The sequence below is a fragment of the Parvimonas sp. C2 genome (assembly GCF_035282405.1).
Taxonomy (GTDB): domain Bacteria; phylum Bacillota; class Clostridia; order Tissierellales; family Peptoniphilaceae; genus Parvimonas.
In genome coordinates this window covers 280,440-304,426 of sequence record NZ_JAYKBP010000002.1, presented here as the reverse complement: position 1 = coordinate 304,426, position 23,987 = coordinate 280,440, and the positions used below count along the sequence as shown (strand labels likewise).

Here is a 23,987-nt window from a genome sequence, read left to right as displayed (position 1 = left end):
ATGAGTTTAAAGACAATAATAGGACTTGAAATTCACGTTGAGTTACAAACTGATACAAAAATGTTCTGTGGTTGTAAAAATGAATATGGTTGTCCTCCAAACACAAATGTTTGTCCTATTTGTTTAGGTCATCCGGGAACTCTTCCAAGAATAAATAAAAGAGCGATTCAATATGCAATAATGGCGGGTAATGCCTTTAATTGTGAAATTTCTATGGATATGAAAATGGATAGAAAAAAATATTTTTATCCTGATTTAGTAAAGGGTTATCAAATAACTCAAGAGAGAACTCCTATTTGTAAAAATGGATATATAGAAGTTGATACCGAAAATGGAGTAAAAAAACTTAGATTACAGAGAATTCATATTGAAGAGGATACAGGAAAGTCAATCCACAACGAAAACGGACATACTCTAATGGACTATAACAGAGCAGGAGTTCCATTAATTGAAATTGTATCTGAACCTGATATGAATAGTCCTGAAGAGGCAATTGCCTTTTTAACAAATCTAAAAGAAACTATAAAATATCTTGGAATTTCAGATGTTAAAATGGAAGAAGGATCACTTCGTTGTGATGTAAACTTAAATGTAGTTGATGAAGAAAGTGGATTTAAGACAAAAATTACTGAAATTAAAAATTTAAATTCATTCAAAGCTGCTCTTCGTGCTATGGAATATGAACAAAAAAGACATATAGAAAATGTTAAAAATAAAATAGCAGGCGAAAAAGAAACAAGACGTTGGGATGAATCAAAGCTTGAAACTATAATTATGCGTCATAAAGAAGAGGGAAATGATTATAGATTTAGTGTTGAGCCTGATATTCCTTATATCAAACTTGAAGAAGACTTTGTTGAAGCTATTAAGGAAAAAATGCCAGAGCTTCCAAAGAATAAGAAAAATAGATTTTTAACTGAATACAAACTTTCAGAATATGATGCAAATGTATTAACTCAAAATAAATATTTATCTGAATATTTTGAAAGAGCAGTTAAAAAGGTTGACGATGCAACTCTTGTTTCAAACTGGTTGCTTTCTGATGTTTTAAGAAGAGTTAAAGATTTGGAAATTGAATTTGAAGAAATTCCTTTAAATATTGAATCTTTTGCAAGTCTTTTAAAATTAGTTAAAGAAAACAAGATTAATGCAAATGTTGGCAAAAAACTTCTTAGAGAATTATTTGAAGAGGGAGATTTTGATCCGCTAAAAGTTGTTGAAGAAAGAGGACTAATCCAAATTTCAGATGACAGTGCATTGATTGAAATAGTTGAAGAGGTTTTAAAAAATAATCCGTCTTCAATTGAAGACTATAAAAACGGAAAAGACAGAGCATTAGGCTTTTTGATGGGACAATGTATGAAGGCTTCAAAAGGCAAGGGAAATCCTCAAAAATTCAATGAATTAATTTTAGAAAGGTTAGTTTAATGAAAAAGGTAGCATTATCTACGGATAACAAAAATAAAGTCAAGGAAATGCTTGCAATTTTAAGTAAATTCAATTTTGAAATAGTAACTAAAAGCGAATTGGGTGTAAATGAAGAATTTGAAGAAATTTATGATACACTTGAGGAAAATTCAAAGCTAAAAGCTGAAAAGTTAAGAGAATATTGTTCCTTTGCTGTTTTAGCTGACGATACAGGACTTTTTGTAAATGCTTTAAACGGAGAACCTGGAGTTTTATCTGCAAGATATTCAGGAGAACATGGAAATAGTGAAGCAAATAGAGAGAAACTTTTAAAAAATCTTGAAGGAAAGCCTGATAGAAGTGCTTATTTTAAAACTGTAATTGTCTTTGTTAATGAAAATGGAGAAGAATTTGTCGCAAAGGGAATTTTAAAGGGAACTATTTCAGAAGATGAAAGAGGCGAAAATGGCTTTGGATATGATAAGATTTTTATTCCTGAAAATATGGAAAAAACTTTGGCAGAAATAAGTGCAGAAGAAAAAAATAAATTTAGTCATAGAAAAAGAGCTTTAGAAGATTTAAAAAATATTTTAGGTGATAGATATGATAGTAGCAGTTGTTAGTGATACTCATGGAATTGTACTTCCTGTTGCATACAGTTTGCAAAGAAATAAGGTAGATGTTGTTCTTCATCTTGGGGATAATGTAGAAGATGCAAGAAAAATAGAACAGATAACAGGTATGGAAGTTTATGTGGTTGCTGGAAATTGTGATGAAAATTCCAAAGATACTCCAGAAGATTTAGTTTTAGAGATTAGAAGAAAAAAATTCTTTTTGACACATGGACATAATTATGATGTTAACAATGGAATTGATAAAATAGTTGAGAAAGCTAAAAAATTAGGGGTGGATTATGCTCTTTTCGGGCATACTCATGTTCATTTAAGAGAAAAAGTTGAAGGAATAACAGTTTTAAATCCTGGTAGTACAACAATGCCAAGACAGGGAGATACAAAGGGATATTATATCGTAAACTTAATCGAAAAAAGTGTAAATAGAATAAATTTAAAATAATCGGCTTTATAACCGACCATTTGGTCGGTTCTTTAGCTGATTTTTTCTATGGAGGAATATATGAAAGTAAAGAAAATAGGAATAGTAAGTTTATCCAGTGGAATATTGGGTGAAGATTTTGTTGCTCATGAAGTTGAATTAGGAATTGAAAGACTTAAAAAATATGGAATTGAAGTTGAATTTTTACCAAATTCTAAAAAAGGCATTGATTTTATAAAAAATAATCCTAAGGAAAGGGCAAAAGATTTAATAAATGCTTTTAAAGATGATTCAATTGATATGATATTATGTGCAATAGGTGGGGACGATACTTATAGATTATTGCCTTATCTATTCGAAAATAATGAATTAAAAAAGGCAGTAAAGCAGAAAATATTTTTAGGTTTTTCCGATACTACAATGAATCATTTTATGCTTAACAAAGTGGGAATAAAAACATTCTATGGACAAGCATTTTTACCTGATGTCTGTGAATTGTCAAATGAAATGCTACCATATTCAAAGCATTTCTTTGAAGAATTAATTAATACCGGAAAAATTAAAGAAATATATCCTAGCGATGTTTGGTATACAGAGAGGGAAGATTTTAGTGAAAAAGCTATAGGAATTTCTATGGAAGAACATCATAATAGCGGATTTGAATTGATAAGAGGAGAAGCAAAATTTGAAGGTCAAATATTGGGAGGATGTCTTGAAACGATATTTGATATTTTTGATAATTCAAGACATGAAGATACAGTATATCTTTGTAAAAAATATAGTTTATTTCCAAGTTTAAATGAGTGGAAGAATAAAATCTTGCTTCTAGAAACTAGCGAAGAAAGACCTAAACCTGAGCTATTTAGAAAGATGATTCTTAAACTTCAAGAATATGGAATATTTGATGTTATTTCAGGTTTGATTGTTGGAAAACCACAAAATGAAGAATATTATAATGAGTATAAAAAAATTATTCTTGATGAAATAAGAAATAAAGAGTTGTCAATTGTATATAATATCAATATTGGGCATAGCACTCCAAGATGTATCATTCCTTTTGGAGTAAATGCAAAAGTGGATATTGAAAGGCAAATTATAGAATTCAAAGAATAAAGATATGAAAAAAAGCGTTGAAAAGAAAAGAGATAGAGAGAAAAAAGTAATAACTGAAATGGTAAAACTCTATTGCAGAAAAAATCATAAAAAGGGTGAATTATGTGATGAATGTAGGGGGGTTTTAAATTATTCTTTAAAAAGAATTGATAATTGTAAATATATGGAGACAAAAACTTTTTGCTCGAATTGTAAAAATTCTTGCTATAGTCCTGAAATGAAAGAAAAAGTAAAAAAGATTATGAAATTTTCGGGACCAAGAATGTTACTTCATCATCCATTATTAGTTATTTCTCACATGTTAAGCAAGTTAAAAAAATAGATAATATATATTTTTCAACATAAAAAATTTTAATATAAAGTATATAAAGTGAAATATTGTCGTAAAAGTTGTTTTTTATTGAATTTTTAATATTTATTTAACATATTTCTTTTATAATTATCATTGACTTTAATTTGTTTTTGTAATATATTTAATTTAATAAATTCAGGGGTAAAATAAAAATAATTTATTATAAACTATTAAAAAAATCCCTTGAAAAAAGCAATAAAAAAGTTTATAATAATCTTACGATTAAAATGGGGGAGAGTTTTTTGTTTTTGAAAAAATTACAACTTTATTTTAACGTAACAAACAAAATAGGTTTTAAATTACATGAATTTTATGCATTTATTATAAAAATGTTATTTCTGAAATTTGATTTAAAATTCTATTTAAAATTAGGAGGTGATGAAATGACTACTGATGCTATAAACAGAGTTAAAGATGTTGAATTGGAAGCAAAATCTTTAATAGATGTAGCAAAACTTGAAGCTACGACTTTGAGGAAAAATTCAAAGAACGAATGTGAAAATATTTCTGAAAAAGTCCTTAGCGAAGCGAATAAAAAAGCTGAAGAAATCAAATTCGGCTTAATCAATGAAGGAGAAATGTTGGCAAAACCTGTTATTGAAAAAGCTAAAAGAGAAGTTGAACACATCAAATCTGTTGATGAAAAGAAATTAGAATCTGTGGTTAATTCAATAGTAGAGAGGATTGTGAGTGTAAATGGCAATAGTTAAGATGAAGAAATTCACTTTGTTTGCTTTTGAAGCTGAAAGAAAGCGATTGTTAGAAGAGCTTCAGAGATTCGGTTACGTAAACTTTTCAAAATCTGATCCTATTGAACAATTTGATTATCTTAAAGATGTAGAAATCTCGACAGTAGATAATAACTATGTTGAGGAATCTACTAGAATTAAATGGATGATTGATTATGTAGGAAGATTTATTGAAAAGGAGAAAGGTTTATCCACTCTGAAAAAAGGTCCCGTTGTTTATACATTTAGTGAACTTGAAAAAGAGGCTAATTCTTATGATTACATTCCAGATTTTAATAATTTGAGTGAAATAAGTAAAAAAATAGATTCAAACAATCAAAGATTGACAGCTATAGACAATTCCATAAAGGAAATATCACCATGGAACTCTATTAAGGAACCTATTAAGGACTTAAATTCATTTAGAAAATTAAAATTTATTATGGGGTATATACCGACTAAGAATCTTGAAAAGTTCAAAGAATCTACAGTTGATTTAAAATTAACTTATTTTGAGGAAGTAGAAATAGTCGGAAGAAATTCATATTGTATTATCTTTACAAATGAGAAAGAGAATGAAACGGTACTTGAAAATTTAAGAGTAAACGGTTTTTCTGAAGTTAATCTTGAAATCAAAGGTGTGGTTTCTGAAGAAATTGAAAAGCTAGAAGCTGAAAAGAAAATTTTGGAAGAAGAAAATTACAAATTGACTGATAAAATTAAAGCTTTTACTGGAAATATTCAAAAAATGCAAAGCATTTATGAGTATTATCAAAATTTAGTACTTAGAAATACAGTGGTTTCAAATTTTAAAGCTACTGATAAGTTGGATATCATTCAAGGATATATACCTGCTGATAAGGAGACTAATTTCAAGGCTTTACTTGAAAGTGTTTCAGTCTCTAAGCTTTATTTGGAAATAGAGGACGCTAAAAAAGATGATCCTGATGTTCCAATCATTTTGAAGAATAATAAAATAGCATCACTTTTTGAATCGGTTACAAGTATGTATGCTCTTCCAAAGTATGATGAAGTAGATCCAACATTTATATTATCAATATTTTATTGGATTTTCTTTGGAATGATGGTCGCGGACTTTGCTTATGGGTTAATTCTATTCATAGGTTCAGGAATAGCTTTAAAGACATTAAAGTTTAATGATTCAACAAAAAAATTTTTAAAATTTTTCTTTGCACTTAGTTTTTCAACTATGATATGGGGATTAATTTACGGTTCAGCTTTCGGAGATTTGATTACTTTACCAACTCAAATATTGGACTCATCAAAAGATTTTATGACAGTTCTGATGTTGTCTTTAGCATTTGGTGGAGTACATTTAGCTTTTGGTTTAGGAATGAAAGCTTATGTCTTAATTAAAAATGGAAAGCCTATGGATGCATTCTACGATGTATTCCTTTGGTACCTAACTTTGACAACTGTTATTTTAGTTATTGTTGGTAAGGTGGTAACTTTACCAAGTATTGTAAATACAATAGCATTTTATGGAATGATAGTTGGAATGTTGGGAATCATTGCATTTGGAGCCAGAGATTCAAAAAGCATAGCTGGAAGAATTGCTGGGGGATTGTATTCACTTTATGGAATAACATCATATATCGGAGATTTTGTATCATATCTTAGACTTATGGCTCTTGGACTTGCGGGTGGTTTTATTGCAGTAGCAATCAATATAATTGTAAAAATGCTTGTAAATGGAGGCATACTAGGAATAATTTTCGGAGTAATAATTTTTGTATTTGCTCAAATGTTTAATATATTCTTAAGTTTCTTATCAGCTTATGTTCACACTTCAAGACTTATGTATGTAGAATTCTTTAGTAAATTCTATGAAGGTGGCGGAAAAGCATTTAAGAAATTTAGAAGTGATAAGAAATATATAGAAGTAAAATAATTCTAAAATAAAAAATAAAAAAATGAAAAGGAGATTTTGTAATGAAAGATTTTATGGCTGTGTTAGCACAAAATGGTGGAGTAGTATTTGGTATATTAGGAGCAGCGCTTGCTGTATTATTAGCGGGAATTGGTTCTGCAAGAGGTGTTCAAATGGCAGGGGAAGCTGCTGCTGGATTAGTTATTGATGAACCTGAAAAATTTGGTAAAGCAATGGTATTACAATTATTGCCAGGTACACAAGGACTTTACGGATTCGTAATTGGACTTTTCATAATGTTCAAATTAAGAGTTGATATGAACTTAGTTGAAGGTTTATATTATGTTATGGTTTCTCTACCTGTTGGTATCGTAGGATTAAAATCAGCTTATTATCAAGCAAGAGTTGCTGTTGCTGGTATTAATATCTTAGCTAAAAATGAAGAACATCAAACAAAAGGTATTATCCTTGCAGTAATGGTTGAAACTTACGCTATCTTAGCATTTGCAATGTCATTCTTATTACTTTCAAGCATTTCATTCAGTTAATAAGCATTAAATAATTTAAAAAGGATGTGATTGAATGTCTAATTTGGACAATATTATAGATGAAATCCTTCAAGATGCTAAAAATGAATCTAAAAAAATAGTAGAAGATGCTAAAAGTGAAGTTGCGGATCTTGTTGGAAAAACAGAAAGTGAAGCTCAAAAAAAAGCTGATAAGATCATTGAAAAAGCAAAAGTAGAGGGCGTGCAATCAAAAGACAGAATAATTTCAAACTCTAGTTTAACAGCAAGAGATATGATTTTGGTTGCAAAACAAGAAATGATAAATAAAGTTTTTGAATTAACTAAAGAAAGATTAAAAACACTAAATCATGAAGATTATTTGAAATTTGTTGAAAATTCACTAAAAACTTTAGAGGTTAAAGAAGATAGTGAGATTATTCTTACTGAAAGTGAAAAGAAACTTGCAGGGGAAAAATTATTTGGCATTAAAGTTGCAGATGAAACTGTTGAAAGTGGATTTTCATTAAAGAATGGAAAAATAATTTTAAATAATGAATTTTCAAGTCTAATAGATTTACAAAAGGAAGACTTGGAGAAAGAAGTTGCAATTAGATTATTTAGCTAATAGGAGGTGTATTATGGATAGAGAAGATTTTATCCAATCAAGTGTTAGAATTCGTTATGCTGAGAAAAAACTCCTTACTAAACAACAACTTTATAGACTTGCTGATGCAAAAAGTCTTGAAGATGCTATTAAGCTACTTAATGAAACTTCTTATTCAAGTGAACTTTCAAAATTAGACAGACCTGAAAACTATGAAGCAGTTTTATCTGATGTTTTGAATAAGACATACAGAGATGTTATGGAAATTTCTCCTGATAAATCTTTAGTTGAGATACTTTCTTGCAAATACAATTATCATAACTTAAAAGTTTTGGTAAAAGAGTATATTTTAAAAGAAAAGTTTAACTCAATGTACTGTATGTTAGATGAAAATGGAATTGAAACATTCAGAGAATTAGCCTTGAAGGATGATGAGGGATTATCAAAAGATTTTAAAGAAAGTTTAGAATTTTATGAGACAACAAAAGATCCTCAAGACATTGACATTTTTATAGATAAAAAATATTTTGAGAAAGTTTTGAGCCTAGCTGAGGAATTTAAACTTGATATGATTTCTGAGTATTTTAGAGCTATGATTGATTTTATTAATCTTAGAACTTTTATAAGATGTAGAAAACAAAATCAAGTAAAAGAAACTTTGAAAAAAGTTTTAATCGAAGGTGGAGATGTCGAAACTGAAAGGATTTTAGAGATGTTCTATGATGATATAGAAATTTTACCTATTAAGCTTAAAGCTTATAAGATTGGTAGAGTTTTAGCAAAAATCATAGAAGAATATAAAAATACTAATTCTCTTAATAGTTTTGAAAAAAAGATGGATGATTATTTAGTTGAAATAGTAAGAAAAACTAAATCAATCCATTATGGAGCAGAAGTTATTTTTAGTTTTCTTTTTGCTAAAGAATTGGAAATTAAAAATTTAAGACTTATATTAGTAGGAAAAGTCAATGATTTATCTGCTGATTTTATAAAAGAAAGGTTGCGTGAAGTTTATGTATAAGATAGCTGTAATTGGCGATAAGGATTCTGTTCTTGCCTTTAGAGCTCTTGGAGTTCATGTTTTTACTGCAATCGAAGGAAATGATGCCAGAAGAATTATTGACAAACTAGCAAAAGAAGGATATGGGATTATTTATATTACTGAACAATTAGCAAAAGATATTCCCGAAACTATTCAAAGATATAACAACGAAGTTATTCCAGCAGTAATTTTAATACCTAGCAACAGAGGTAGTTTGAATATAGGCTTAGAAAATATCAACAAGAATGTTGAAAAAGCTGTTGGATCAAATATATTATAGAAAGCGAGGGCTTATATTGAAAGTCGGTAAAGTTATTAAAGTTTCCGGACCTCTTGTAGTTGCAGAAGGAATGGAAGATGCGAACGTATATGATGTTGTTGAAGTTTCTGATAATAAGCTCATTGGAGAAATTATAGAAATGAGAGGTGATAGAGCCTCAATTCAAGTTTATGAAGAAACTACCGGTATAGGACCGGGAGATGATGTTTATTCAACAGGTAGTCCACTTTCTATTGAACTTGGACCTGGAATGTTAGAACAAATGTTTGACGGGATACAAAGACCTCTAGAAGCTTTACAAGCAAAAGCGGGTGATTTTCTTTTAAGAGGAATAAGTGTATCACCGTTGGATAGAGAAAAAAGATGGGATTTTGTTTCTACAGTAGATGTTGGAGATGAAGTTTCAGAAGGGAATATCATCGGAACAGTACAAGAAACAACAGTTGTTTCACATAAGATTATGGTACCACCAGGAATAAATGGAAAGATTGTTGAAATTTTACCTGGTTATCATACAGTTGATGAAATAATTTGCAAAATAGAAACTGAAGATGGAATTAAAGAATTAAATATGATTCAAAAATGGCCAGTGCGTCGTGGCCGTCCATATTCTAGAAAATTGGATCCGGTTAGGCCACTTGTAACAGGTCAAAGAATCATTGATACATTTTTCCCAGTTGCAAAGGGTGGAGCTGCAGCGATACCAGGACCTTTTGGTTCAGGAAAAACAGTAGTTCAACACCAACTTGCTAAATGGGCTGACGCAGAAATTGTAGTTTATGTAGGTTGTGGAGAACGTGGAAATGAAATGACAGACGTTCTTATGGAATTCCCTGAAATTCTTGACCCTAAGACTGGTCAATCACTTATGAAAAGAACAGTACTTATAGCAAATACTTCAAATATGCCGGTAGCTGCTCGTGAAGCTTCAATCTATACAGGTATTACTATTGGAGAATACTTTAGAGACATGGGCTATTCAGTAGCACTTATGGCTGACTCAACTTCTCGTTGGGCGGAAGCGCTCCGTGAAATGTCTGGTCGTCTTGAAGAAATGCCTGGTGATGAAGGTTATCCAGCATATCTTGCATCAAGAGTTGCAGACTTTTATGAAAGAGCTGGTTTTGTAAAATGTTTAGGCGAAGATAGAGAAGGTGCTTTAACAGTAATTGGAGCGGTTTCTCCTCCAGGTGGAGATATTTCTGAACCAGTTTCACAAGCCACTCTTAGAATTGTAAAAGTATTCTGGGGACTTGACTATGCATTATCTTATAGAAGACATTTCCCAGCTATTAACTGGTTGAATTCTTATTCATTATATCAAGATAAGATGGATAAGTTTATGGATGAAAGTATTGATAGAAAATTCTCTGCACATAGAATACAATCAATGGCACTTTTACAAGAAGAATCCAATTTGCAAGAAGTAGTTCGTCTTGTAGGTAGAGATTCACTTTCAGAAGCAGATCAATTAAAGCTTGAAGTTGCTAAGTCCTTAAGAGAAGATTTCTTACAACAAAATGCTTTCCATGAAGTTGATACTTATTGTTCTCTTCCAAAACAATTCAAAATGTTAAATCTTATTTTAGGTTTCTATGATGAAGCTAAAAAAGCTTTGGATTCAGGAGTATATCTTGACGAAATTTTGAAGATTGAATCACGTGAAGGAATAACAAGAAGTAAAAATATTTCTGAAAATGAATTGGAAAAGTTTGATGAATTATTTGAAACAGTTAAGGCTGATATAGAAAAATTAATAAGCGAAGGAGGTAACTCTAATGCTTAAAGAGTATAAGACAGTAAAAGAAGTAGTAGGACCTTTGATGGTTGTTGAAGGTGTTGAAGGTGTAAAATACGAAGAATTAGTTGAAGTTAGAGTTCAAAATGGAGAAAAGAGAAGAGGAAAAGTTCTTGAAATTGATGGAGATAAGGCAATGGTGCAATTGTTTGAAGGCTCTTCAGGAATTAACTTAAGAGATACTTCTTGTAGATTTTTAGGCCATCCTCTTGAACTTGGTGTTTCTGAAGATATGATTGGAAGAATTTTTGACGGTCTTGGTAATCCTATTGATAAGGGGCCAAAGATTATTCCTGAAATGAAGATAGATATTAACGGTTCTCCAATCAATCCCGTATCAAGAGACTATCCTTCAGAATTTATTCAAACAGGTATTTCTACAATAGATGGACTTAATACATTGGTTAGAGGACAAAAATTACCTATTTTCTCAGGTTCAGGTCTTCCACATAACAATGTAGCAGCACAAATTGCAAGACAAGCTAAGGTGCTTGGTGGTGGAGAAAAATTTGCCGTAGTATTTGGAGCAATGGGAATTACTTTTGAAGAAGCTCAATTCTTTATTGACGACTTTACGAAAACAGGTGCGATAGATAGAGCAGTGTTGTTTATGAACCTAGCAAATGACCCTGCGATTGAAAGAATTGCAACTCCTCGTATGGCTCTTACTTGTGCAGAATATTTAGCATTTGAAAAGGGAATGCATGTTTTGGTAATCTTAACTGACCTTACAAATTATGCAGAAGCACTTCGTGAAGTTTCTGCAGCTAGAAAAGAAGTTCCAGGTCGTCGTGGTTATCCAGGTTATTTATATACTGACCTTTCAACAATTTATGAAAGAGCAGGAAGACTTAAAGGTAGACCTGGTTCCATTACACAAATTCCTATTTTAACAATGCCAGAAGATGATATTACTCACCCAATACCTGACCTTACAGGATATATCACAGAAGGACAAATTATTCTTTCAAGAGAATTATATAAACAAGGTATTCAACCACCAATTTTTGTAATTCCTTCATTATCAAGACTTAAAGATAAAGGTATCGGGAAAGGAAAGACAAGAGAAGATCATGCTGATACAATGAACCAAATCTATGCAGGTTATGCTTCTGGTAGAGAGGCTCGTGAATTGGCAGTAATCTTAGGTGAATCTGCATTATCAGAAGCAGATAAAGCTTTTGCAAAATTTGCAGATGCTTTTGACAAGAAATATGTTGACCAAGGATATGAAACAAACAGAACGATAGAAGAAACTTTAAACTTAGGTTGGGAATTATTAAGTATAGTTCCAAGAATAGAACTTAAGAGAATTAGAGAGGAATATATTGATAAATATTTAGGAAAGACAGAATAAAGGGGAGATATAGATGGCAAAGCTAAATGTAAATCCTACACGTATGGCTCTTTCTAATCTCAAAGGAAGACTTGTAACTGCTAAAAGAGGTCATAAACTTCTTAAAGATAAACAAGATGAACTTATGAGAAGATTTATAGAAATGATTAGAAAGAATAAAAAACTTCGTCTTGAAGTTGAAGAAGAACTTTCGAATTCATTTAAATCTTTTCTTTTAGCAAGTGCTGTTATGAGTCCCGAATTTTTGGAACAAGCTGTGGCCTTTCCGAAAGAACAAGTATCCGTTGCTATTGAAACAAAAAATGTAATGAGTGTAAATATTCCTAAAATGGAATTTGACAGAACAGGATCAAGTGGAGCAATATTTCCTTATGGTTATGCTCAAACCTCCTCTGAACTAGATGATGCAATTTTAGAATTACATTCAGTAATGGATAAGCTTTTAGAACTTGCAGAAGTTGAAAAAGCTTGTCAATTAATGGCAGATGAAATTGAAAAGACTCGTAGAAGAGTAAATGCTCTTGAGTACAGAACAATTCCGGATTTGGAAGAAACTATTAAATTCATCAGAATGAAACTAGATGAAAACGAAAGAGCTACTATTACAAGACTTATGAAAGTTAAGGATATAATAGCTAAACAAGTATAAAAAAGGCTGTTGCGATTTGCAACAGCTTTTTTAAATCTTTATATACTATGATTAAATCACTTGCAAAAGTTTTTATATAATAGTATAATAAAATAGTATAATAAATGCAATTATATAAATTATTTTTAAGGAGTGATATTATGGATAATTTAAAAAATGATGATTTTGATGCTAAAGAAAACTTAGAAGAAAAACATGAAGAAGGTTCAGCTGAAGAAATTAAAAAAGAAGAGACTGTTAACGAAAATATCGAAAAAAAAGATATTGAAGAAAAGGTAATTGAAGAAAAGGCAGTTGAAGAAAAAGTTGTTGAATCTAATACTAAATCTGATGAAATTGAAGAAAGTCAAGTTGACATTAAAGAAAGTTTTGATAAATTTGTTTCTAAGAAAAATTTATTAGAATATATTATGTGTGGTATTTCAGTAGTTTTCATACTTGATTTAGTTTATATGATTATTAAGCTTATAAGTTTGGGAGGTTTTAATGCTACAGGAAATAAGTCAGATGATGCTTTATCTGGATTAACAAAAGTTGCTTCTAGAGCAAATTCTATAAAGACAATTGCTAATCTTAGAGATTTTTCTCACTTTTTAGTTTTCCTATCAATAGTATTAATTGCAATTATGTTTTACAAAAGTACAGTTCTTGATAAGAAAAAAGACTTTTTTAAACTTACTAAGAATTTATACTTTATAGGAGTAAATATTATTGTTGTAGTAGCTAGTTTGCTTTTAAAGTCAACTTTTAATCATTTATCAACAGTTATGCTATATATATCTATTCTAGTTTATTTAGCATCAATTGCAGGATTTGGTTATATAGTTTATACTCTTTATTTAAGATTATTTAAAAATAAATAATAAAGTGAGTTGAAAAATTGTGAATTTTTCTATCTACTAGTAAGATATAGATTAAATTCTATAAAATTAAATAGTTTAATAAATTAGTTTATCAGATTTATATTTGATAAACTTTTTTATTGTTGTTAATAATAGTCTAGTGAAAAATATTCCAGTTCGTAATATTATAAATCAAGTTTATTTGTATTTTTATTCTTTTATAAATTTAGCACTTAAAAATGATATTATAAGTGATTAAATGATAATAAAAAAAGTAAAGAGTTTTTTATAAAATTGTGGATAAGTTGAATAACTTGTGGATAAGTGGATATTTTGACCTTTATTTTGTGGATAACTTTTATAAAAATGTGGGATAACTTTTTGTTTTAGGTAGGAAATCGGGAAAAAATTGGTTATTTTAACATTATCAATAAGAACCTCACCCTTCCACGATGCTTTGCATCGGGTGGGTGCCCGAGAACCTTGTTGCTTCGCAATAAAAAAATTGTGAATAAAATATTTTTTAAAAAATATTTTAAAAAGCTATGCTTTTTTTAAAAAATGTGGTATTATTATTGTAGATAAATATTTCATAATTTTGTGAGAAATATCTTTTATCGATTTAAAATTTAAGATTTTAAAAATTTTAAGGAGGACATACAAAATGGAAGAAAACAAAGGCTGCGGCTGTGGTTGTGGTTGCGAAGAAGAAATGGAAGCTGAATTATTAGTTTTTGAAAATGAAGATGGAAAAGAAGAAACTTTTGAAGTTATAGGAGTTTTTGAAGTTGAAGAAAAAGAATATATGGCTCTTCAAAGTCAAGAAGATGGAAGTATATTACTTTGCAAATATATAGAAAAAGAAGACGGAGAATTTGAAGTTGAAGAAATCGAGGATGATGAAGAATTCAACAAGGTTTCTGATGCGTTTGACGCTTTAGTTGAAGAAGACGACGAATAGAATTAGTCTATAAGGTGCCGTTATCGGCACTTTATTTTTTTGAAAGAGGTTTTTATGTTAAAAGCAATTTGTTTAGATTTAGATGGAACTCTGTTAGATGATGACAAAAAAATATCTTCTCGGAGCTTTGCTTTATTGGATAATTTAATAGGAAATGGGATAGAAGTTGTAATCGCTACAGGAAGACATTTTTATATGGCATCAGGCTTTTTACAACCTTTAAAAAGAGATATTATGGTCTGTGCAAATAATGGAGCGATGAGCAGATTTAAGGAATCTAGTAAATTAGTTAATGTTGAATATGTAAATAATTCTAAATTTTTAGAAGTTTATAATAAGGCTCTGGATTGTGGAATGAATCCTTATGTTTATGTAGATTCTTTTGTTGATGGTTATCATTTAGCCATAAAAGACGGACAACCTAAGAAAAGTCATTTCGAAGAAAATATTGCAGATAAAAAGATTGCCACAGACAGCATCAGATATTTTAGTCAGGTTGATATAAAGTCTCTAGAAACTGTCTTATGTATAGCTTTCTTAGATCAAAAAGAAAAGATTGATGAATTTTATGGATTATTCAAGGATGAACATAATTTGGTTAAAAATAGATATATGATTCCAAATGGAAAAAAAGTTTTGGAATTTCAATCTGAAAAAGCTGATAAATGGGTTGCTATAACTAATTATCTTAAGAGCAAGAATATTAGTCTTTCAGATGTTGTATCTTTTGGTGACGAATTTAATGATAAGTCTATGATTAAAAATTCAGGAATTGGTTTTGCAATGAAAAACGGGATTGATGAATTAAAATCTTTGACAAATAATATTACTGAATTTACAAATAATGAAGATGGGGTATATTTTGAGTTGAAGAAATTATTTAAAGATGTTTTAGGAGAAAAAAATGGCTTGTAATTTAAAGTTTAATGGAATAAATGGAGAATTTTCTTTAGATAAGTATAGAGGAAAAAAGATAGTATTGTATTTTTATCCAAAGGATAATACTTCAGGTTGTACTCTGGAAGCTATCCAATTTAGTGAACTTAAAAGTGAATTTGAAAAGTTAAATGCCGTTATAATCGGTGTTAGTAAAGATTCTTTAGCTAGCCACAAGAAATTTATTGAAAAACATAATTTAAGTGTTGAATTAGTATCTGATGAAGATATTTCTATTCAAGAGCATTTTGATGTTTGGAAACTTAAAAAAATGTGTGGTAAAGAGTATATGGGAACTGTTAGATCCACTTTTATTCTAGATGATAAAGGAAATATTTTAAAAGAGTTTAGAAATGTAAAGGCTAAGGATCATGCTATAAAAGTTTTAGAAGCATTGAAGGAATTATAATGTTAGAGGAAGATTTTTACAGAACATATTCAAAATATCTTAAAGACATTTATGGAGAAAAAGTTTATAAACTGCCTGTTAAATTAAATTTGAGCTGTCCAAATAGAGACGGTAATATTGCAACAGGTGGTTGTATTTTTTGTGGAGAAGAAGGCGGTTCTTTTGAAAATTGTAATATTTCTATGCCCGTAAGAGAACAGGTTTTGAGAAATAAGGCTTATATATCAAAAAAATATAATGCAAAAAAATTTATTGTCTATTTTCAAAATTTTACTAATACATATCTTGGAATAGAAGATTTTAAAAAGATGATTGCAGATAGTATTGTTGATGAGGACATAATTGGGGTTTCTCTATCAACAAGACCTGATTGTATTTTAGAAGAACAATTGTTATTTTTAAAGAATTTTCAAAAGAACAGAAAGTTAGAAATAGACTTTGAGCTTGGATTACAGACTGTAAATTATAGAACTTTAATAAAACTAAATAGAGGACATACATTGGCTGAATTTATAAATGCTGTTAATTTAATTCACAAATTTGAATTTAGAGTTTGTAGTCATATAATAGTTGGGCTTCCTTGGGATGATGAATTGGATATGGTGGAGTCTGCAAAGATTTTATCCGCTCTAAAAGTTGAAGAGGTAAAATTACATTCACTCTATATCGTAAAAAATACGGTCTTGGGAGAAATGTATTCAAATGGTGAAATAGAATTAATAAGTAAGGAAAAATTTATTGATTTAGTTATTTCTTTTTTAAGAAATTTAGATGAAAAAATAGTTTTACAAAGACTACTTGGTCGTGTTCCTGAAGAAAATAGTTTGTTTTGTAATTGGAGTACGAGTTGGTGGAAAATTAGAGATGAAATTTTAGAAAAAATGGAAAGGAATAATTTTAAACAGGGAGATTTGTTTAATAATTTTGAAGGAGTAGTGAAAAAATAATGAAAAACTATGGACTTTTTGACGTTATTGGTCCTATAATGATTGGACCTTCAAGTTCTCATACTGCAGGAGCTTGTAGGCTTGGACGAATTGCAAAAATTATTTATGCAAGAGATATAAAGAAAGTAATTTTTCATTTACATGGAAGTTTTAAAAATACATATCAAGGACATGGTACGGATAGAGCCTTGGTTGGTGGAATATTGGGATATGATACTGATGATGAAAGAATAAGGGACTCTTTAACTATTGCAAAAAGTAGAGGGATAGAATTTTCTTTCGTTCCTATGGATTTGTTATATGCACATCCAAATACTGTTAAAACTGAATTTATTGATCCAAACGGAGAGAGCTTTTATGTAATAGGCTCTTCAATTGGTGGTGGAGCCATTGAAATAACAAATATTAATGGGGTTGATGTTAAATTTGGAGGAGTCTATAATACAATAATCCTTAAATATAATGATAGATACGGAATGATTGCACAAGTTAGTACGATTTTAGCTGAGAACAAGATAAATATAGGTAGTTTGATTATGAATAGAGAAGAGGGAGTTGCATCTGCGGTTATGGAAATTGATGGTGGAATTGATGAAATGGCTATTTATAGAATAAGTAAATTACCAGATATGTTAGAATGTATGATTTTAAAACCATTATAGGAGGTTATATGATTTCTTCAGGAGCACAATTATTAAATTTATGTAAAGAAAAAAATAAAAAAATCAGTGAAATTGCATTAGAACATCAACTAGAAGAAATGGGTATAACAGAAGAAGAACTTTTAGGGATGCTTAGGGAAACCTATGAGGTAATGAAGGCTTCAGCATCTGATGTTATAACGAATGATAAAATCAATCCATTCAAGATAACTGGTGGGAATGCAAAGAAAATTTTAAGATATGCACAAAGTGGAAAAAGCATCTTAGGAGAGTCTATGGTTACTGCAATTGCTAGAGGTTTTTCAACTTCTGAAGTAAACGCAGGGATGGGAAAAATCGTAGCTGCACCTACAGCTGGAGGTGCTGGAATTTTACCTGGAAGTCTCTCTTGGATTCAAGATAAATATAATTTTACAGATGATGAAATGCTAATGGCACTTTTAGTTTCTGGAACTATTGGAAGAATTATTGCAACAAATGCAACAATCTCTGGAGCTGAAGGTGGTTGTCAAGCTGAATGTGGAGCTGCGGCAGCAATGAGTGCAGCAGCAATAGTAGAATTGCATGGAGGAACTGCTGAACAATCTTTGACAGCATCATCATTTGCAATGCTTTCAGTATTGGGATTGGTTTGTGATCCGGTAGCAGGCCTTGTAGAATTTCCTTGTGCTTTAAGAAATGGAACAGGAACTATTAATGCTCTAGTTGCAAGTGATATTGCGCTTGCGGGGGTTGAATGTATAGTGCCTTTCGATGAAGTAGTTCAAGCAATGTATGAAGTTGGAAATGCCTTACCTGAAACATTGAGAGAAACAGCTTTAGGTGGATGTGCAGCTTGTCCATCTGCAAAAAAAATGGAATGTAAAGTATTTCCAAACAGATTAAGTTAATAACGGACTTTTTTAAGTCCTATTTATGCAGAAATGGTGGAACTGGTAGACACGCTATCTTGAGGGGGTAGTGAGCAAAGCTTGTGAGGGTTCGAATCCCTTTTTCTGCACCAACTCCGTTAGTTAAACTAATGGAGTTTTTTTAGGTTCAGTAACTAAGGTTGGGGAGTAAAAGATCCTCAGCCTTAGTTACTGAACCTATTTCAATAATTGTGGACATTAAGCTGAAATTATGTTATAATCTTCAAAAGGGACTTCTTGTGTAGATTTTAGGCTTTTCTACACAAGATGGGGAGTCTTTTATATCGGTTTACATTGAAATAATAGCCTGTATTTATTTAAAATGTAAATTTAGTAGTTAACTTTTATTCAAGTGAGATTTAAGGAAATTTTACTTGAAAGTTTAGTATTTATTATGGAAGGAACAAGAAATAATGAAACAGAAAATTTCAAAACGAATTATGTCATTATTTATGATGATTTGTATGGTTTTTCAGGTTTTTATTTCAAGTGTTACTACAGAAGCGGCACCTGGAGCTAAACCTGAAGTCTCTCATACCGATTTAGACTTATCAAAACTAGATTTGTATGAGTTTAAATGTAGACAAGAAAATATGAAAGTTATTCATATGAGTCAAAGCGTATTGAAAAAGCATGTCGTTCCAAATGGCAATTGGAAGGAGAGTACTGTGTTTATGCACAAATTTAATAGAACTCCACACCAACAAAATTTCAACGATGTTTTAGAATTGCTATTTACAGACGCTGGAAGAATTAATGGGAAAAAGGTAAATGTAAGAGTTAAGGTTAATCGTTTACAATTAAATCCTACTCAATATTATGGGAAACAAGATAATTTTAATAATGAGAATGCTGGAGTGCCATTTTTAACAGTCGACCAAAACTGGGGAGATAGTGGTATTCAGTTGATGGACTATGTTTATCCTGATCATCCTAATTTCAATGATAACAATGAACAAGGTTTCAATACAAAAACAAATTGTACTGTTACATTAGAATATGATGATGGAACACCTTGTGATGTTAAACTAACAATGGTACCTACAGACATAGACGTAAAACCTGGTAATACTATAGCAAATAATCATAAGACTACATTTTATGAATGTATGTTAGTAGAAAATTATACTCAAACAATTGATAAATTAGTATATAATGAACAGTATGATTTAATAGAGTATGACGAAGGAGCTTGGCATTACTGGCGTCCAAAATCAACAATATCTTCTCAAGGAACATCAGGTCCTGACGAATTTAATAAAACCGGATTCGTTATGCGTTCTGTAAACAACAAAGTATCTTTCGGTTTTAATACGGCAGCTACTAGTGGAGGACTTTTCAAATTCTTTGCAGAAGTACCTTACTATAACAATCCAGAAAAAACTCCTAAAAAAGTTGTTGACAGGCAAGAAGCTCCTAAGAGAATTGGCGAACCAATAAACTATACAGTTACTTATACTGTTCCAAGACCTGGAGTTGATATAATTGACGATATAAAGACATTAAAATTTACTGATCAATTTGATAAGAAAGTAGATTTTAAATCTGCACAAGTAAAATTAGACGGAAAAATTTTAACTGAGAATGTTGATTATAAATTAACAAAGGTTGAAGCTCAAGGGGTGCCACCCACTATAGAAATAGATATTATTAATAAATCTTTATTTAGTAGAGATAAAGCTGGAAAAGTTTATGAAATTGTTTATAATACTGAGACAAATGAAAAAGCTTTAGTAAATGGTGATGACAAGGTAATTAACTCCACTGCAAGAATGTATTTTGATGGGATTCCTGCGTTTGCCAATACTGTTGAAACAAAATTAATACCACCAACTCCTACTAAACCTCAAAAAGAAGTTTATACAGGTGAGTCTACAGTAAATATAGATGGTAAAACTGTTAATCCAGAACAAGAGCTTACTTATGCAATAAAATATACAAATACCAAGTATACAGAAGTTGATGCAACAATTACAGATAAACTTCCTAATCATACAAGCTTTGTATCTGCAGATAATAATGGAACTTTTGAAAATGGAACTGTAAAATGGAATAAGAAGATTGCACCTGGAGAAACATGGACAGTTACATTTAAAGTTAAGATTGATAAAGAGGTTAATGGAGAAGTAATTAAAAACCATGCAACTGTAAATGATGGTGAAAATAGTTACGATACAAATGAAACAACAAACCCAACAGCAACAAAACCAGTTAAGGACGTATTTAATAGTCAAGATACAAATACAAGTATAGATGGTAAGGAAGTAAAGGCAAAAGATGAACTACTTTACAAGATAACTTACAAGAATACTACAGGACAAGTACAAAAGGTTGTAATAAAGGATAAAATACCTGCACATACAACTTTTGTAAAGGGTTCAGCAACAAATAATGGAGTCTTCAAAGACGGAGAAATCACTTGGACAAAAGAAAATGTAGCAAATGGAGAAACAGTAGTTGTTACATTTAAGGTAAAAGTAGATGATAATGTAAATGGAGATAAAATATTAAATAAAGCTAATGTAGCAGATGGAAATAATAATTTCGATACAAATGAAACAACAAATCCAACAGCGACAAAACCAGTTAAGTCTGTATTTAATAGTCAAGATACAAATACAAGTATAGACGGTAAGGAAGTAAAAGCAAAAGATGAATTACTTTACAAGATAACTTACAAGAATACAACTGGTCAAGTTCAAAAAGTTGTAATAAAGGATAAGATTCCAGCTCATACAACTTATGTAGAAAATTCTGCAGATAATGGTGGAACTTTTGCAAATGGAGAAATCACTTGGACAAAAGAAAATGTAGCAGATGGAGAAACAGTAGTAGTTACATTTAAAGTAAAAGTAGATGACAATGTAAATGGACAAAAGATTCTAAATAAGGCAAATGTAGTAGATGGAAGTAATGATTTTGATACAAATGAAACAACAAATCCAACAGCAACAAAACCAGTTAAGGATGTCTTTAATCCTAAGGATAGTAAAACAAGTATAGATGGTAAAGAAGCAAAAGCAAAAGATGAGCTACTTTACAAGATAACTTACAAGAATACTACAGGAAAAGAACAAAAGGTTGTAATAAAGGATAAGATTCCAGCTCATACAACTTATGTAGAAGGATCAGCTAATAATAATGGAGTCTTCAAGGACGGAGAAATTACTTGGACAAAGGAAAATGTAGCAAATGGAGAAACAGTAGTAGTTACATTTAAAGTAAAAGTAGATGACAATGTAAATGGGGATAAGATTGTAAATAAAGCAAATGTAGTTGATGGAAGTAATACATTTGATACAAATGAAACAACAAATCCAACAGCGACAAAACCTGTAAAAGATGTCTTTGATAGTAAAGATGATAAGACAAGTATAGATAGTAATGAAGTAAAAGCAGGCCAAGAACTACTTTACAAGATAACTTACAAGAATACTACAGGAAAGGTACAAAAGGTTGTAATAAAGGATAAGATTCCAGCTCATACAACATATGTAAAAGATTCAGCAGATAACAAAGGAATTTACAAAGACGGAGAAATCACTTGGACAAAAGAAAATGTAGCAGATGGAGAAACAGTAGAAGTTACATTTAAGGTAAAAGTAGATGACAATGTAAATGGAGAAAAAATCTTAAATAAAGCAAAAGTGGCTGATGGAAGTAATAAATTTGATACAAATGAAACAACAAATCCAACAGCGACAAAACCTGTTAAGTCTGTATTTAATAGTCAAGATACTACAAAGAGTATAGATGGTAAGGAAGTAAAGGCAAAAGATGAACTACTTTACAAGATAACTTACAAGAATACAACAGGAAAAGCTCAAAAGGTCGTAATAAAAGATAGAATCCCAGAACATACAAGTTATGTAGAAAATTCTGCAGATAATGGTGGAACTTTTGCAAATGGAGAAATCACTTGGACAAAAGAAAATGTAGCAGACGGAGAAACAGTAGTAGTTACATTTAAGGTAAAAGTAGATGACAATGTAAATGGAGAAAAAATCTTAAATAAAGCAAATGTAGTTGATGGAAATAATAATTTCGATACAAACGAAACAACAAATCCAACAGCGACAAAACCTGTAAAAGATGTCTTTGATAGTAAAGATGATAAGACAAGTATAGATAGTAATGAAGTAAAAGCAGGCCAAGAACTACTTTACAAAATAACTTACAAAAATACAACAGGAAAGGTACAAAAGGTTGTAATAAAAGATAAGATTCCAGCTCATACAACATATGTAAAAGATTCAGCAGATAACAAAGGAATTTATAAAGACGGAGAAATTACTTGGACTAAGGAAAATGTAGCAGACGGAGAAACAGTAGAAGTTACATTTAAGGTAAAAGTAGACGACAATGTAAATGGAGAAAGAATCTTAAATAAGGCAAAAGTAGCAGATGGAAGTAATACATTTGACACAAATGAAACAACAAATCCAACTTCTACAAAACCATTAAAAGATGTTTTTGATAGTAAAGATACAAATACAAGTATAGACGGTAAGGAAGTAAAAGCAGGGCAAGAATTACTTTACAAAATAACTTACAAGAATACTACAGGAAAAGTACAAAAAGTTGTAATAAAAGATAGAATACCAGAACATACAACTTATGTAAAAGATTCAGCAGATAATGCTGGAGTATACAAAGACAGAGAAATCACTTGGACAAAAGAAAATGTAGCAGATGGAGAAACAGTAGAAGTTACATTTAAGGTAAAAGTAGATGACAATGTAAGTGGAGAAAAGATTCTAAATAAGGCAAATGTAGTTGATGGAAATAATAATTTCAATACAAATGAAACAACAAATCCAACAGCAACAAGACCTTTTAAGGATGTATTCAATAGTCAAGATGATAAGACAAGTATTGATGGTAAGAGAGTAAGGGGAAAAGATGAACTACTTTACAAGATAACTTACAAGAATACAACAGGAAAAGTCCAAAAGGTTGTAATAAAGGATATGATACCAGAACATACGAGATATGTAGAAGGATCAGCAGATAATGGTGGAATTTACAAAGATGGAGAAATTACTTGGACAAAGGAAAAAGTAGCAGATGGAGAAACAGTAGAAGTTACATTCAAGGTAAAAGTAAACGCAAATGTAAATGGAGAAAGAATCTTAAATAAGGCAAATGTAGCAGATGGAAGTAATAAATTTGATACAAATGAAACAACAAATCTAACACCATTAAGACCGAAGCCAGCAATACCAAAAACAGGATACGGAGTAAACACAGCATTGTATACAGTATTATTGGGATTATCAACAGGAGCACTAGGTGCGATGAAGATCAGATATAGAAGAAAGAAAAAGAAATAAATTCTTGAAAAAGTAAATATTTGATAGAGAAGAGATTGGGAATAAAAATCCCAATCTTCAGACTGATGACAAAGGTGTCAATGATAAAACATTGGCACTTTTTTAGTGGAGAAAATAAGGAAAAAGTAGTATAATAATATAAAAGAAGATGTTGAAAATGCTACATAAGAATGATGAAAAATATTTGAAATACAAGAAAGCAG

General features: G+C 30.4%; 22 protein-coding genes and 1 tRNA gene. All 23 read left to right on the top strand.

Annotation, left to right across the window (positions count from 1 at the left end):
* The 23 genes from gatB (at position 1) to VJI95_RS04305 (ending at position 23,784) form a co-directional block, all read left to right on the top strand.
* Positions 1-1,428, top strand: a complete 1,428-nt coding sequence (gene gatB / locus VJI95_RS04415; protein ID WP_324010395.1) for an Asp-tRNA(Asn)/Glu-tRNA(Gln) amidotransferase subunit GatB — start codon at positions 1-3, stop codon at positions 1,426-1,428.
* Positions 1,428-2,030: an RdgB/HAM1 family non-canonical purine NTP pyrophosphatase gene (gene rdgB, locus VJI95_RS04410; RefSeq protein WP_323999152.1), complete on the top strand. Its 603-nt coding sequence runs from the start codon at positions 1,428-1,430 to the stop codon at positions 2,028-2,030. The genes gatB and rdgB overlap by 1 nt, the downstream gene beginning before the upstream one ends.
* On the top strand, positions 2,011-2,481 hold the full coding sequence (locus tag VJI95_RS04405; RefSeq protein ID WP_323999151.1) for a metallophosphoesterase: 471 nt from the start codon (positions 2,011-2,013) through the stop codon (positions 2,479-2,481). Before rdgB ends, VJI95_RS04405 begins: the two co-directional genes overlap by 20 nt.
* A gap of 60 nt (positions 2,482-2,541) precedes the next feature.
* Positions 2,542-3,573 (top strand): S66 family peptidase, encoded by a 1,032-nt coding sequence (locus VJI95_RS04400; protein WP_324010394.1) that lies wholly within the window; start codon positions 2,542-2,544, stop codon positions 3,571-3,573.
* A gap of 4 nt (positions 3,574-3,577) precedes the next feature.
* Complete coding sequence (locus VJI95_RS04395) at positions 3,578-3,895, top strand: nitrous oxide-stimulated promoter family protein (RefSeq protein ID WP_324010393.1); 318 nt, start codon at positions 3,578-3,580, stop codon at positions 3,893-3,895.
* Positions 3,896-4,308: 413 nt separating this feature from the next.
* On the top strand, positions 4,309-4,635 hold the full coding sequence (locus tag VJI95_RS04390; protein WP_324010392.1) for a hypothetical protein: 327 nt from the start codon (positions 4,309-4,311) through the stop codon (positions 4,633-4,635).
* Complete coding sequence (locus VJI95_RS04385; RefSeq protein WP_324010391.1) at positions 4,622-6,565, top strand: V-type ATP synthase subunit I; 1,944 nt, start codon at positions 4,622-4,624, stop codon at positions 6,563-6,565. The genes VJI95_RS04390 and VJI95_RS04385 overlap by 14 nt, the downstream gene beginning before the upstream one ends.
* 41 nt (positions 6,566-6,606) lie before the next feature.
* Positions 6,607-7,092 carry a V-type ATP synthase subunit K gene (locus VJI95_RS04380; protein ID WP_323999145.1) on the top strand — a complete coding sequence of 162 codons (486 nt, stop codon included), beginning with the start codon at positions 6,607-6,609 and terminating at the stop codon, positions 7,090-7,092.
* Positions 7,093-7,126: 34 nt separating this feature from the next.
* Complete coding sequence (locus tag VJI95_RS04375) at positions 7,127-7,678, top strand: V-type ATP synthase subunit E (RefSeq protein ID WP_323999144.1); 552 nt, start codon at positions 7,127-7,129, stop codon at positions 7,676-7,678.
* Between the two features lie 13 nt (positions 7,679-7,691).
* Entirely contained in the window at positions 7,692-8,678 is a 987-nt protein-coding gene (locus tag VJI95_RS04370; RefSeq protein WP_324010390.1) for a V-type ATP synthase subunit C, read from the top strand.
* Positions 8,671-8,979, top strand: a complete 309-nt coding sequence (locus tag VJI95_RS04365; protein WP_004832801.1) for a V-type ATP synthase subunit F — start codon at positions 8,671-8,673, stop codon at positions 8,977-8,979. The genes VJI95_RS04370 and VJI95_RS04365 overlap by 8 nt, the downstream gene beginning before the upstream one ends.
* A 16-nt stretch (positions 8,980-8,995) precedes the next feature.
* Entirely contained in the window at positions 8,996-10,765 is a 1,770-nt protein-coding gene (locus tag VJI95_RS04360) for a V-type ATP synthase subunit A (RefSeq protein ID WP_323999141.1), read from the top strand.
* Complete coding sequence (locus tag VJI95_RS04355; protein WP_323999139.1) at positions 10,758-12,134, top strand: V-type ATP synthase subunit B; 1,377 nt, start codon at positions 10,758-10,760, stop codon at positions 12,132-12,134. Before VJI95_RS04360 ends, VJI95_RS04355 begins: the two co-directional genes overlap by 8 nt.
* A gap of 13 nt (positions 12,135-12,147) precedes the next feature.
* Positions 12,148-12,783 carry a V-type ATP synthase subunit D gene (locus VJI95_RS04350; RefSeq protein ID WP_324010389.1) on the top strand — a complete coding sequence of 212 codons (636 nt, stop codon included), beginning with the start codon at positions 12,148-12,150 and terminating at the stop codon, positions 12,781-12,783.
* A gap of 140 nt (positions 12,784-12,923) precedes the next feature.
* Positions 12,924-13,646 (top strand): hypothetical protein, encoded by a 723-nt coding sequence (locus tag VJI95_RS04345; protein WP_324010388.1) that lies wholly within the window; start codon positions 12,924-12,926, stop codon positions 13,644-13,646.
* A 643-nt stretch (positions 13,647-14,289) separates the two neighbouring features.
* Positions 14,290-14,586 (top strand): DUF1292 domain-containing protein, encoded by a 297-nt coding sequence (locus VJI95_RS04340; protein WP_323999134.1) that lies wholly within the window; start codon positions 14,290-14,292, stop codon positions 14,584-14,586.
* Positions 14,587-14,640: 54 nt separating this feature from the next.
* Positions 14,641-15,501, top strand: a complete 861-nt coding sequence (locus tag VJI95_RS04335; protein ID WP_323999133.1) for a Cof-type HAD-IIB family hydrolase — start codon at positions 14,641-14,643, stop codon at positions 15,499-15,501.
* Complete coding sequence (locus VJI95_RS04330) at positions 15,491-15,931, top strand: peroxiredoxin (RefSeq protein WP_323999131.1); 441 nt, start codon at positions 15,491-15,493, stop codon at positions 15,929-15,931. The genes VJI95_RS04335 and VJI95_RS04330 overlap by 11 nt, the downstream gene beginning before the upstream one ends.
* The gene (locus VJI95_RS04325) at positions 15,931-16,878 is read left to right on the top strand and encodes a TIGR01212 family radical SAM protein (RefSeq protein ID WP_324010387.1); all 948 of its coding nucleotides are present in this window, start codon (positions 15,931-15,933) and stop codon (positions 16,876-16,878) included. Before VJI95_RS04330 ends, VJI95_RS04325 begins: the two co-directional genes overlap by 1 nt.
* Positions 16,878-17,540 carry an L-serine ammonia-lyase, iron-sulfur-dependent subunit beta gene (sdaAB, locus tag VJI95_RS04320; RefSeq protein WP_324010386.1) on the top strand — a complete coding sequence of 221 codons (663 nt, stop codon included), beginning with the start codon at positions 16,878-16,880 and terminating at the stop codon, positions 17,538-17,540. Before VJI95_RS04325 ends, sdaAB begins: the two co-directional genes overlap by 1 nt.
* Before the next feature lie 8 nt (positions 17,541-17,548).
* Positions 17,549-18,430: an L-serine ammonia-lyase, iron-sulfur-dependent, subunit alpha gene (gene sdaAA / locus VJI95_RS04315; RefSeq protein ID WP_324010385.1), complete on the top strand. Its 882-nt coding sequence runs from the start codon at positions 17,549-17,551 to the stop codon at positions 18,428-18,430.
* 27 nt (positions 18,431-18,457) lie between these two features.
* Positions 18,458-18,543 (top strand) — tRNA-Leu (locus VJI95_RS04310).
* A gap of 321 nt (positions 18,544-18,864) precedes the next feature.
* Positions 18,865-23,784: an Sgo0707 family adhesin gene (locus VJI95_RS04305; protein ID WP_324010384.1), complete on the top strand. Its 4,920-nt coding sequence runs from the start codon at positions 18,865-18,867 to the stop codon at positions 23,782-23,784.
* Positions 23,785-23,987 lie beyond the last annotated feature (203 nt).